At 27.7% G+C, this 12,455-nt stretch carries 13 protein-coding genes and 1 riboswitch; all 13 genes read right to left on the reverse strand.

The features are described 5' to 3' along the window. Positions 1-7: 7 nt before the first annotated feature. Positions 8-1,705, reverse strand: coding sequence for an HD-GYP domain-containing protein (locus tag H9660_RS01180; protein ID WP_191747709.1), 1,698 nt, complete (start codon positions 1,703-1,705; stop codon positions 8-10). 56 nt (positions 1,706-1,761) lie between these two features. Continuing rightward, positions 1,762-1,896 carry a cyclic lactone autoinducer peptide gene (locus tag H9660_RS01185; protein ID WP_191747711.1) on the reverse strand — a complete coding sequence of 45 codons (135 nt, stop codon included), beginning with the start codon at positions 1,894-1,896 and terminating at the stop codon, positions 1,762-1,764. Then, the gene (locus H9660_RS01190) at positions 1,877-2,554 is read right to left on the reverse strand and encodes an accessory gene regulator ArgB-like protein (RefSeq protein WP_191747713.1); all 678 of its coding nucleotides are present in this window, start codon (positions 2,552-2,554) and stop codon (positions 1,877-1,879) included. Before H9660_RS01190 ends, H9660_RS01185 begins: the two co-directional genes overlap by 20 nt. A gap of 5 nt (positions 2,555-2,559) precedes the next feature. Further along, on the reverse strand, positions 2,560-3,015 hold the full coding sequence (locus tag H9660_RS01195; protein ID WP_191747715.1) for a hypothetical protein: 456 nt from the start codon (positions 3,013-3,015) through the stop codon (positions 2,560-2,562). Between the two features lie 35 nt (positions 3,016-3,050). Next, entirely contained in the window at positions 3,051-3,602 is a 552-nt protein-coding gene (locus H9660_RS01200; protein ID WP_191747717.1) for a DUF5317 family protein, read from the reverse strand. A gap of 212 nt (positions 3,603-3,814) precedes the next feature. Further along, positions 3,815-5,536, reverse strand: coding sequence for an NADH-dependent [FeFe] hydrogenase, group A6 (locus H9660_RS01205; RefSeq protein ID WP_191747719.1), 1,722 nt, complete (start codon positions 5,534-5,536; stop codon positions 3,815-3,817). Continuing rightward, positions 5,536-7,440, reverse strand: coding sequence for an NADH-quinone oxidoreductase subunit NuoF (locus H9660_RS01210; RefSeq protein ID WP_191747721.1), 1,905 nt, complete (start codon positions 7,438-7,440; stop codon positions 5,536-5,538). The genes H9660_RS01205 and H9660_RS01210 overlap by 1 nt, the downstream gene beginning before the upstream one ends. 1 nt (position 7,441) lies before the next feature. Continuing rightward, positions 7,442-7,915: an NADH-quinone oxidoreductase subunit NuoE family protein gene (locus H9660_RS01215; RefSeq protein ID WP_423738998.1), complete on the reverse strand. Its 474-nt coding sequence runs from the start codon at positions 7,913-7,915 to the stop codon at positions 7,442-7,444. A 144-nt stretch (positions 7,916-8,059) separates the two neighbouring features. Next, complete coding sequence (locus H9660_RS01220; RefSeq protein ID WP_191747725.1) at positions 8,060-8,506, reverse strand: S-ribosylhomocysteine lyase; 447 nt, start codon at positions 8,504-8,506, stop codon at positions 8,060-8,062. Positions 8,507-8,534: 28 nt separating this feature from the next. After that, positions 8,535-9,428 (reverse strand): methylenetetrahydrofolate reductase [NAD(P)H], encoded by an 894-nt coding sequence (gene metF, locus H9660_RS01225; protein WP_191747727.1) that lies wholly within the window; start codon positions 9,426-9,428, stop codon positions 8,535-8,537. Between the two features lie 79 nt (positions 9,429-9,507). Then, a riboswitch (SAM riboswitch) is annotated at positions 9,508-9,610 on the reverse strand. Between the two features lie 168 nt (positions 9,611-9,778). Then, a complete protein-coding gene (locus tag H9660_RS01230) occupies positions 9,779-10,309 on the reverse strand; it encodes a GNAT family N-acetyltransferase (protein WP_191747729.1) in 531 nt (176 codons plus the stop codon). Positions 10,310-10,565: 256 nt separating this feature from the next. Then, positions 10,566-11,519: an MraY family glycosyltransferase gene (locus H9660_RS01235; RefSeq protein WP_191747731.1), complete on the reverse strand. Its 954-nt coding sequence runs from the start codon at positions 11,517-11,519 to the stop codon at positions 10,566-10,568. A gap of 294 nt (positions 11,520-11,813) precedes the next feature. Then, the gene (locus tag H9660_RS01240; protein WP_191747734.1) at positions 11,814-12,455 is read right to left on the reverse strand and encodes a V-type ATP synthase subunit D; all 642 of its coding nucleotides are present in this window, start codon (positions 12,453-12,455) and stop codon (positions 11,814-11,816) included.

Genomic DNA, 12,455 nt, shown 5'->3' on the forward strand with positions numbered 1-12,455 from the left:
AAAATTCTTATATTAAATTATCTAAATGATCTTTATTTTCCTGAATAACTTCAATAAACTTTTCTACTATTTCTTTATCAAATTGAATTCCACTAAATTTTCTTAATTCATCAATTCCTTCATCATAGCTTTTTCTTATATTATATGGTCTATTTGAAGTCATTGCATCAAAGCTATCTATAACACTTAGTATCCTAGCTAAATAAGGTATCTCTTCTCCCTTTAGATTATTAGGATATCCTGTACCATTATATTTTTCATGATGATGTAATATTATTGGTGTTATATCTTCTAAAGCTTTAACATGCTTTATCATTTCTATTCCATCTTGTGGATGACGCTTTAATATTTCCCATTCCTCATTAGTTAAAGGCATTTTTTTATTTAATATATCTTTTGCAACATTAATCTTACCTATGTCATGCATATAAGCCCCATAAACTAATCTCTTTTTATCTTTCTCACTTAATTCTAACTTATCTGCCATAAGCTTACTATATAAAGCTACTCTCTCTGAATGTCCATATGTATATCTATCCTTAGCATTTATTACTATAATTAAGGTTTTTATTGATGCAACTAATTCTACATCTTTTTCTTCAATATCAATACTCATTTCATCTAATATTGATGTGTATTTTTCAACTCTATTCTTTTTAAAGAATTTAGCTCTATACAGCGCATCATCAGCACTTTTTATTAGACTAATATCATCTTTAGCCTTATCAGGGTATACAGATACTCCCATTGATGCTGTTAATACTCCATTAGGTTGATTTTTTTCACCATAAAACTCTGTATCTTCTATGATTTTTCTAATTTTATTAGCGATAATCATAGCTTCTTCTTCATCAGTATTAGGTAATATTACTGCAAATTCTTCTCCACCATATCTTGCTGCTATATCATCTGTTCTCAAGTTATCTCTTAATATTTTTCCTATTGTCCTTAGTACTTCATCACCTTTTTGATGACCATATAAATCATTGTAATGTTTAAAATAATCTATATCAACAAATATCATAGAAAGAGGCTTTTTATCCTTCTCCGATACTGTTATTTTCTCTTTTAATGCATCATGAAAATATCTATGATTAAATACTCCGGTTAGACCATCCTTATTTACTAATTCTTCTAAATTGTTAATGTGTTCTCCTTCTATTTTTACATAAAACCCTAAAGGCCAAGCTGTTAAAATAAAAATTCCACATAATATTAAATCTGTCTGAAAGTAATTATTTACTTCTCCAGTATTAACACAAAAAATATCTATTCCTAATATTAAACTAGATGATATTACTGCAACGGTTATACCATGCTTTAAACCTAATTGTATAGTAGAACTCGTTATTATAAAAAGAAATATATACTTATATTCGCTTTTATATGCTCCTGAAAGTAGTACTACTATGAAAAAAATAGCGATAAAAGCTAAGTTTTCCACAAATATCATTTTTCTATATTTACTTTTACTTATACTGTCATTTAAAGAAAATGCCCATATTATGTATATTGATAATAATAATAACATTACTACCCCTATTGCCATAAATATAATTTGTTGATATACCAAATTACCTAAAAATTCATTATCATTAAAAACATATTGAAAGAATATAATAGCTGTGAACATTAATGATGCTAATTTTACTACTGAAACCATATCATTTATTTGCTTTATTTTATCTTTATTTATTTCACTCAAATTGTTCACCTCATAGTTTAAATAAAGATCGGAAAGACCGACCTTTATTTATTTAATTATTCATCTCTTAAAGCTTTTGGTTCTTCTGGTTGATACATAGCCCAGAAACAAGCTGAAGTAGATACTACAGATGCAACTACTGTAGCAAATGCTGCAACTGCCATTAACACTTTATTGTTTATTCTTTTCATTATTCTTTCCCCCTTTAAAAGTAAATATTTTTATTAATAAAGAATCTATTATATTAACAACACTATGTCCAATTTTTGTTAATGTAAAAACTTGCCATGCTATACCAATATATATACATAAAGAATACACTAACATTAAATTTTTTCTATTTATATAATATATAATTATGTTAAAGAGTACAACAATCATATATATACATAATATAGTAATAGATCCTTTTTTTAACTTTTTAATTTTTTCTTCTTTTTTTATTGGCTTATTAGGACTATCTACTGGCGCTAATTTATAAATAATTATAAAAGAAACGATATATATAAGTATTCCTAATAAAATTATGTAATTAACATTTAAATTTATATTTTTACCTAAATATGCAGGAAAAACAGAAATCAAAATTCCTACTATTGCACAATTAATTGGTGTACTTGCATGAGCTCCACCAGAAAATTTTCTTAAAATAGCTATTATACAAGAAATTATTAATGATTCAATAGCCACACTAAAAACTGATCCAACTATTAAAATTGATAATATAGATATTCCCATATGTAAGAAAGCAAATAATCCATATTCAATAATACTTCTCTTCTCTTCATCTATTTCAATCTGATTTTTTATTGTATATGATATCTTTTTACATAATAATTCTAAATTCATCTTTCTTAAGCTTCTTTCTTCTTTTTATTTAATTTATAAAATATTAATATTATAATTCCTGTAATAATCAAAGATGGAATACCTAACATAGTTTTATTAAATGCACTTTTAAATAATGTCTCTAAGTCCAGATTCATAAGATTAAGTATTAAAACATTAATTGCCTCTGAAAGTAACTGTACTAAATAAACAGAGATAATACTTTTTATACTACTAACTACATCAATATTATTATATGCTGTAATAATAAATAACAAAAATAATACTGACAAAATCATATGTACACCATAATTTATTGGCAGCATTCTAGTAGCATATACAATCAAAGAAAAAACTATACTGGTTATTAAATACTTCTTCTTGTTTATAGTTGTTTTAGAAAATACATAAATTGCAAAAATAACTAAAAAACTTTCTGGAATAACTCTTAGTATAAATTCTATTGGTTTTAACTGTAACATCTTTTATCTCCTTTTTCTCTCTATTATTAATATAATTAATAATTTTTTTCTTTAGTAAAATTCAATTGTTTAACTGTTTTATATATAGTAATAAATACAAAAACTCTTATAAATATATCTCCTATACTTAAAACGCTATATCCTATATCAAATATATCTGTTAAAAATTTCAGTTTTGTAGATGAGTTTCCTAATATATGTATATCATTTACCTTATCAAATGCATCTAATTTTGCATATCCAGTTATAAAAGACAAACTAGGAAATACAGGCATATATCCATTATTAGCAGCAATTGCTATATCATTTAGAATACCACCTAATATAACAAATCCAGAACCTATAATAGCTGAAATATATTGTTTATAAACAAATATTAAAGGTAAATATGAGCATAAATATAAACTTTTCAAAGCTCCAACATATTTAATTAAATAATAATTTTCCATAAATATATTAGCTTGTACAATTATGTAAATGATTTCCATAAACAAAACTGGATAAATAGCCCAACTTTTAAATAGTGGACCTATTTTTAATTTCTTTATTTTACAAAATACTAATGAAATAATTATTGTTTCCAGCATACTACTTAATTCACCTTTTTTTAATAATGTGTCCAAAAAAATCACATTTTGTTACATTTAACTTATATAAAACAATTATACTATCCTACATTATTCTTTTCCATAGTTTTTTTTATTTATAATTCCTCTTTTTACTACTTTTTTACCCTTTTTTCGCTTAAATAATGTAAAAAAAAGAGAAACTTTCTTAAATTTCTCTTTTTTTTATATTTTTACTTACTTTTATATTGTGTGTGTAAAATATTATGAGCTAATTCACTATTAGGTTTTATTAGAAAATCTTCATAAATTTGTTTAATCATAGGATTTTCATGAGATTTTCTAAGAGTTCTTCCCTTATCATCTTTATATACAGCCTGCATTCTCTTTTTCAATCTCTCTCTATTTGATTTTATATATGGTTGTCCACCACCATCAATACATCCTCCTGGGCAAGCCATTATTTCTATGAAATGATATTTTGAGTTTCCTGATTTAATTTCATCCATTATTTTTTTTGCATTTCCAAGAGAACTAGCTACAGCTATATTAATTTTAACTCCATTAAGATCTATAACAGCCTCCTTAATTCCCTCTAATCCTCTTACAACTTCAAAATCTATATTCTCTAAAGTATTTCCTGTTACCCATTCATAAGCTGTTCTAAGTGCAGCCTCCATTACTCCTCCACTAGTACCAAATATGGTTGCTGCTCCACTAGAAAGACCTAATGGATTATCAAAATCACTTTCTGGTAAATTTACTATGTCTATACCTGCTTCTCTTATTAGCTTTGCAAATTCTCTAGTTGTTATTACTATATCTACATCTCTTATTCCATTTACATCTTGCATTTCCTCTCTTTTTGCTTCATGTTTTTTTGCAATACATGGCATTATAGAAACAACACTTATATCTTCTTTTTTAATTCCTAATTTTTCTGGAAGATAGCTTTTTGCAGTTGCTCCAAACATTTGTTGAGGTGATTTACAACTTGATATTAAATGTAAATTCTCATTATAGGTATTTTCTGCATATCTTATCCAAGCTGGGCAACAACTTGTAATAAGTGGTAGATTTTTACCTTCAGTAAAGCGTTTTATAAATTCAGTTGCTTCCTCCATTATTGTTAAGTCAGCAGCAAAATTTGTATCAAATACGCCTTTAAATCCTAATAACTTTAATGCTGTTACTATTTTTCCTGTAGATAATTCTCCAGATTCAAGATCAAATTCTTCTGCTAATGCATATCTAACTGATGGTGCAATTTGAACTAAGGAATATTTATCATCAATAACTTCCCAAACTTTTTTATAATCACTTTTTTCTCTTAAAGCACCTGTTGGACAAACAGCTACACATTGTCCACAATAAGTACATTGAGTATTGGATATACTATCATTAAAGAAAGTTGAAATATTACTTCCAAATCCTCTATCTGCAACTGTTATTGCATAAACTTTTTGAATCTCATTACATGCAGTCACACACCTTCTACATAATATACACTTTTCCCTATCTCTTATAAATCCATCTGATATATCTAAGTCAAAATGAGACTTTTCCCCAATATAAGCTTTTTCGTCAATTCCTAAATCTGAAGCCAACTTTTGTAACTCACATTTATTATTCTTTTCACAATTTAGACAATCCATTGGGTGATTAGATAATAGTAACTCTACTATTGTTCTCCTTGCCTTAACTGCTTTTAATGAATGAGTTTTCACAGACATTCCCTCTAATAACTCTGTTTCACATGATGGAATCAATTTATTTTGTCCTTCAACTTCAACTATACAAACTCTACAAGTCCCCTTACAATTTCTAGTTTTACCATCTATCATATACATATTACATAAGGTTGGTAAATTTATATTAACCTTTTTTGCAGCCTCTAATATACTTGTCCCTTTTTCTACTTCTATATTAATACCATTAATTTTTGCATTAACCATTAAATTTCGCCTCCTAATCCAGTTTTTACTATAGCCTTTTTAGGGCAAGCTTCAAAACATAATCCACATCTTATACATTTAATATCATTAATAATATGTTTTGCTCTAAGCTTTCCTTTAATAGCTAATACAGGACATGCTCTTAAACACTTTGTACATCCAATACAATCATCTGTAACTTCATACTTAACTAAACCTTTACAAACACCAGCTGTACATTTTTTGTTTATTATATGATCTTCGTATTCATTTATAAAAAACTTCATTGTGCTTAATACTGGATTAGGCGCTGTTTCTCCAAGACCGCAAAATGACGAAGATTTAACTACTTCACAAAGCTCTTTAAGTTTCTCTAAATCTTCTTTTTTAGCCTTTCCATTTGTTATTTTCTTTATTATTTCTAAAATTCTCTTATTTCCAATCCTACATGGTGTACATTTACCACAAGATTCCTCTACTATAAATTCTAAATAAAATTTAGCTATATCAACCATACAGTTATCTTCATCCATAACTATCATTCCACCAGATCCCATCATTGATCCTATAGATCTTAATGTATCGTATTCTATAGGTAAATCTAAATGTTCTACTGGTATACACCCTCCTGAAGGTCCACCTGTTTGAACTGCCTTTAAGCTCTTATTATTAGATAGTCCTCCTCCAATTTCATATATAATATCTCTTAGTGGAGTTCCCATTGGAACTTCAACTAACCCAACGTTGTTTACGTTTCCAGCCAAAGCAAAAACTTTTGTGCCTGTTGATTTTTCTGAACCTATAGATTTATACCAATTAGCACCCTTATTAATTATTTGACTAATATTAGCAAAGGTTTCCACATTACTAACACAAGTAGGCTTTTGCCATAAACCTTTTTCTGCCGACCTAGGTATTTTGCTAGTTGGCTCTCCTCTTAACCCTTCAATAGAATGTATTAAAGCTGTTTCTTCTCCACAAACAAAAGCTCCTGCTCCATATTTAATTTCAATATCGAAATCAAATCCAGTATTTAATATATTTTTTCCTAAAAGCCCAATTTCCTTTGCTTGTTCTAATGCAATTTTTAACCTATTAACTGCTAATGGATATTCTGCTCTTATATAAATATATCCCTTATTAGATCCTATAGCATATCCACAAATAGCCATAGCTTCTAATACACAATGTGGATCTCCCTCTAATATGGCTCTATCCATAAATGCACCTGGATCTCCTTCATCTGCATTACAAATTACATATTTTATATCACCTTCAGCTCTTTTAGCTGCTTGCCATTTTATACCTGTTGGGAAACCTCCACCTCCCCTTCCTCTTAATCCTGAATCTATTACTTCTTTTATTACATCATCATTGCTCATAGTTGTTACAGCTTTTGCTAAGGCAGTATATGCCCCAACAGCCAAAGCTTCTTCAATATTTTCAGGATCTATTAAACCACAATTTTTTAAAGCTATTTTAACTTGCTTTTTATAAAATGGTATTTCTTCTTTTACTTTTATTCTTTCCTTAGTTTCTTCATTTTCATATAATAATCTATCAACTATTTCTCCATTAATTATGTGCTTTTCTATTATTTCCTTAACATCCTCTTCAGTAACTTGTACATAAAAAGTTCTATCTGGCATTATTTCTATTATAGGTCCCTTAGCACAAAAACCAAAACAGCCTGTCATTATAACTTTAACTTCTTCTCCTAAATTCAATTCTTCTATTTCTAATTTAAAAGCCTCCTGTATTTTATCTGCATTAGAAGTTTTGCATCCAGGTCCCCCACAAATTAAAATATGTCTTTCTTTTATTTCTTCTTTATTAAACTTTTCAGGATTTTCTCTTATCTCTATTTTACTTTTATAATAATCAACCTTTTGTAATAAATTTTCATAAGTCATTATTCTATCCATATTAACCTTGCTCCCTTAAATTATTAATTAGTTCATTTACTTGTGATTTAGCAAAGCGTCCGTAAACCTTATCATTTACTAAAACAACTGGTGCAATAGCACATGATCCAACACATCTTAAAGTATCTAAAGTAAATAGTCCATCCTTGGTAGTTTCCCCCTCTTTTATACCAAGAACCTTTTTAAAATCTTCCAATATATCCTTTGCTCCTCTAACAAAGCAAGCAGTTCCAATACATATACTAATAACATATTTACCTTTTGGCTCAGTTGAAAAATATGAATAAAAAGTTATTACCCCATAAACTTTTGAAAGTGGAATATTTAATCTATTGGCTACATATTCCTGTACTTCCCTTCCTAAATATCCATAAAGATTTTGAGCATGATGTAAGACAGCTATTAAAGAGCTTTCATCATCATTACCTTTTTGGATAAATAGTTCTAAATCCTTAAACTTATTACACTTGTCCACCAAAACATCTCCCTTTTATACCAAATATTCTGAATATTCAATTTTGATAACTATATATTACCATATCTTCTTAAATTATGAAATAAAAAAATTGTATTCCTTCAAAAAATAGAAATACAATTTTTTTAATTGTTAATTTTTTTTCTAACTTATTAATGAAAATCCTTGTATTAGCACTAATTTTGCGTACTCTTTAGCTCCAAACAATGATAAATCTCTATAATTACCACATTGAATCTCATTCGCAGCTGGAATTTCATTAACTTCTAAAATATCCTTTAAAGATTTTTCTAAAGAATTTTTTATCGCTGAAGATTCTATATCTCCCCATATAGTTAAATAAAATCCTGTTCTACATCCCATAGGAGATAAATCTATTATTCCATTGATTTCTTTTCTAAGCTGATGAGCTAATAAGTGTTCTAACCCATGCATAGCAGCTGTTCCAAAAGCTTCTTTATTAGGTTGTAAAAATCTTAAATCAAATTTACTTACCTTATCTCCATTTTCTCCTTGTAATAAGCAACACTTTCTAATATAAGGTGCTTTAACTACTCTGTGATCTAATTCAAAACTCTCTACCTTTTCCATTCCATTTACTCCTTTTATTCTAATCTAACTAAATTACTATATCTTTATAATTATTTATAGTCTTAATAATTGATGAAGTACTTTCAGCAATTTTTTTTGCTACATATGAATTGTTCATAGTATATAAATGAATTCCATCTACTCCAGTTGAAATTAAATCTATAATTTGCTCAGTTGCATAAGCAATTCCAGCATCTCTTAAAGCTTCTGGATTGTATTCGTATTTATTCATTATTTTAATAAACTTCTTCGGAAGTTTAGCACCACACAAGCTTACTACTCTTTTTATTTGTTTAGTATTAATTACAGGCATAATTCCAGCTTGAATAGAAATTTTAACTCCATACTTATCTTTCTTTTCTAAAAAATCATAAAAAATTTCATTATCAAAAAACAATTGAGATATTAAATGTGTTGCTCCTAATTCTTGTTTTCTTTTTATATTTAAAAAATCTTCTTCATAAGATTTACTTTCTAAATGTCCTTCTGGATAACAAGCCCCAACTATATTAAAATCATTTCTTTCTTTAATATGTGTAATTAAATCACCAGAATACTTAAAACTACTATTTCCTTTATACTCAAGTGGAATATCTCCCCTTAAAGCTAAAACATTTTCCACACCTTCTCTTTTCAGATCATCTAATATTTTAGTTACCTCTTCCTTAGATGAGTTTATACAAGTTAAGTGAGCTAATGGCTCTATACCATATTTATTCTTTATTATAGAAGATATTTCACAAGTCCTATTTTTGCTTAAGCTTCCCCCCGCCCCATAAGTTACACTAATAAAATCTGGACTTAACCCCTTTAATTCTTCTAAAGTATTGTATATTGTGTCTATCTTTGAAACTTGCTTTGGTGGAAATACTTCAAATGAAAAAACCACCTTTTTCTCTTTAAATAAATTATTAATATTCATAATTCTCCCCCTATGCTTATTGCAAAACAAAAAAGTACCCAAAGGATAACCTTTAGGTACACTAATTGCCCATATATTACCCTTATCTAACAGGAATTAGCACCACACAATAATTAATAACATTAAAACTTGTAGGTTGCCGGGTTTCATAGGGCCAGTCCCTCCACCACTCTTGATAAGTTTCTAAATATTCTTTTGTTTATTATAATCCATTTAACATTATTTGTAAATACATAAGAAGTATATATAATTTTTTCTTGTTTCCTAACTTATATAAAAATACACCATACTTATAATTTATAATTGGTAATGCATAATGCATTATCAATTTATAATTTTGCTTTTCAAAATTAAATCCATTCGTCTTTAAATATCGCCATTTGAACTATATCGTAATACTTCCCACTTCTATATAGCTCATATTTTAATATACCTTCTTCTTTAAATCCAACTTTCTTATAACATGCTATAGCTCTACTATTAAAAGAAAATACACCAAGTTTTATCTTATTCATATTTAATTCTTCAAATATAAATTTAATAAGTACTTTTAAAGCATCACTACCATAGCCTTTACCCCAATATTCCTTATCACCTATCATTATTCCAATAGTACAATGTCTATTTTTCAAATCACATTCATTAATGCTACATCCACCAATATATTTACCAGTTTCTAAATCTTCAATTGCAAAATCATAAGTGGAATCAGATCCAGCTTTCCTGCTTTTTATCCATTCTTCTTCTTGCCATTTAGTCATTGGAAATGGTGTATTTGAATCAAGTAGCTTTTTAACTTCTTCATCATTAATAAATCCTACTGCTCTTTCAATATCTTCTTCTTTATAAGCTCTTAATTTAACTAATTCCCCATTATACATAAGATCTTCCCCCTTTTTAATATTTTATAAATTATACCACCCAAATATATCCAAGTCAATTAATAAAAAAAGTGTTAAAGTATCATATCCAGGTTCCGTCGCAAGCTCCAAGTCACCTTGCTATGATACTTTAACACTTCCAAACTGAAGGAAGGAAATTATAAAAGGAGCTGCTATAAACAACTCCTTTATATAAGTAAACTAATTAAATAGTTCTTTCATTAATTTATATATTTTTCATAGTAACTTTATTAACTTAATTTTTAATAAGTAATAGTATTATTGAAATTAAACTAAATGCAAGACTTACCATGTTTATGTACATTACAACTTGCTTAGGTGTAAATCCCTTAGCTTCTAATCTATAATGAATTTGACTTCTATCTGCTTGATAAACAGGTTTTCCATCTTTAAATCTTTTAATTATAACAAATATATTATCAAATATAGGTATTGCTAAAGCTAGAATCGGTATAAATAGACTCATTAATGTAGCTTGTTTAAATGCTCCATCTAAAGCTATTATACTTAGCATAAATCCTAGAAAATTAGCTCCAGAATCCCCCATAAATATCTTTGCTGGATATTTATTATATACTAAAAATCCTAATGTAACTCCTGAAATTATTAATGACATAGTTACGGATTCACTTTGATTTAGTATAATTGCGGCTGCTGCAAAAGTTAAAGAAGAGATAAAAGACAATCCACCAGCTAGTCCATCCATACCGTCAGACCAATTTATTACAGTTGTTACTCCAAAAATCCAAGTAATTGTAAGTAAAATTTGTATCGCCTTAGTTAATAGTATATACTCTCCTGTAAAAGGATTAGTAAAACCTCTAAAAGCTATACCCGCATTATAAATCATAAATGCAGCTATTAGTTGAACAATTAACCTTGGATATATAGGAAACTCTTTTCCCCTAGTTTTATAATAATCATCTACTAGCCCTATACCTAAAATCAATATAGATCCTAAAAATACCCATAGTTTTTCATTTATTAAAGAATATCTATTTACTAAAAAATATACTATAAAAAAGCCTATAAACATAGTCACTCCACCACAAAGAGGAGTTTCTTTACTATGTTTTTTTCTTTTAGTTGGTTTATCTGTAAAACTATATTTATATGATAGCTTTATTATACTCGGTGTTATAAAATATACTATTGAAAATGCTAATATAAAGGATAATATATATCGCATAATTTTCTCCTTAACTTTAAATGATCTTATATTATGTTAATTAATCATTACTTTATTATACTATTAACCCTTATTATTATCAATGAAAAAACGAGATAAACATTATATTCCTTGCTCCGTCGCAAGCTCCAAGTCAACCTCATACAATGTTTATATCTTTGCAAACTGAAAGAAGGAAATTATTAAAACTCTAATTCTTACACTATGAATTTTACTACTATCATAAATCTGTCTACATATTTGAGTTTATTATAATTTTCTAAAAAATAAATCCCCTAAAATAGGGGATTTGTTTTAGTTCTTTGCTTGTATCATATCTTTAACTTTCATAAGTCTAGTTAAAGCTCCTCTTTCATTTTCATCAAGCTTCATTCTAATATACTTAATAGTTTCTTGTAATGAAGGAATAGTCATATACTCTAAAGCATTAACTCTTCTTCTTGTTTTTTCTATTTCATCTGCCATAAGCTGAGTTGATTTTTCAACTTCTGCAAGTTCTAATAGCTTAGGTAATATACTATAAAGCTTATCTATAGAATCATCTAATTCAGATGATGTACTTGCAAAACCATATGGAAATATACTTCCTTCATCACCTTCAAGCTGTCTATGAAAATCCATGGTTGGAACATTAACACTCATTATATTTTTAGTTCCTACTTCAACAGATATACTTTCTTTTGGATAAGCTACTGCTTCCTCTAAAAATTCTGAGCTCATAACAGCTCTAGCCATAACAAAGTCCTTAAGTGATCCTTGAAGCTCTGCTTCTACAGATTTTCTTAATTCATTATTATATTTGACAAGATTAACGAATTGCCTCATAAGCTCATCTTGCTTATCCTTTAAAAGTTTATGTCCTCTTGTAGCTGTAACTAATCTTTTCTTAAGCTTAGACATCTCCATTCTAGTAGGATTGACATTTAATCTTGCCAT

The sequence above is a fragment of the Clostridium gallinarum genome (assembly GCF_014836325.1).
Classification (GTDB): Bacteria; Bacillota; Clostridia; order Clostridiales; family Clostridiaceae; genus Clostridium; species Clostridium gallinarum.

Excerpts from the sequence above, each read along its gene's own strand:
- H9660_RS01185 (WP_191747711.1), bottom strand. The coding sequence starts at position 1,896 with ATGAAAAGAATAAACAATAAAGTGTTAATGGCAGTTGCAGCATTTGCT.
- H9660_RS01190 (WP_191747713.1), bottom strand. The coding sequence starts at position 2,554 with ATGAATTTAGAATTATTATGTAAAAAGATATCATATACAATAAAAAAT.
- H9660_RS01195 (WP_191747715.1), bottom strand. The coding sequence starts at position 3,015 with ATGTTACAGTTAAAACCAATAGAATTTATACTAAGAGTTATTCCAGAA.
- H9660_RS01200 (WP_191747717.1), bottom strand. The coding sequence starts at position 3,602 with ATGCTGGAAACAATAATTATTTCATTAGTATTTTGTAAAATAAAGAAA.
- H9660_RS01205 (WP_191747719.1), bottom strand. The coding sequence starts at position 5,536 with ATGGTTAATGCAAAAATTAATGGTATTAATATAGAAGTAGAAAAAGGG.
- H9660_RS01210 (WP_191747721.1), bottom strand. The coding sequence starts at position 7,440 with ATGGATAGAATAATGACTTATGAAAATTTATTACAAAAGGTTGATTAT.
- H9660_RS01220 (WP_191747725.1), bottom strand. The coding sequence starts at position 8,506 with ATGGAAAAGGTAGAGAGTTTTGAATTAGATCACAGAGTAGTTAAAGCA.
- metF (WP_191747727.1), bottom strand. The coding sequence starts at position 9,428 with ATGAATATTAATAATTTATTTAAAGAGAAAAAGGTGGTTTTTTCATTT.
- H9660_RS01230 (WP_191747729.1), bottom strand. The coding sequence starts at position 10,309 with ATGTATAATGGGGAATTAGTTAAATTAAGAGCTTATAAAGAAGAAGAT.
- H9660_RS01235 (WP_191747731.1), bottom strand. The coding sequence starts at position 11,519 with ATGCGATATATATTATCCTTTATATTAGCATTTTCAATAGTATATTTT.
- H9660_RS01240 (WP_191747734.1), bottom strand. The coding sequence starts at position 12,455 with ATGGCAAGATTAAATGTCAATCCTACTAGAATGGAGATGTCTAAGCTT.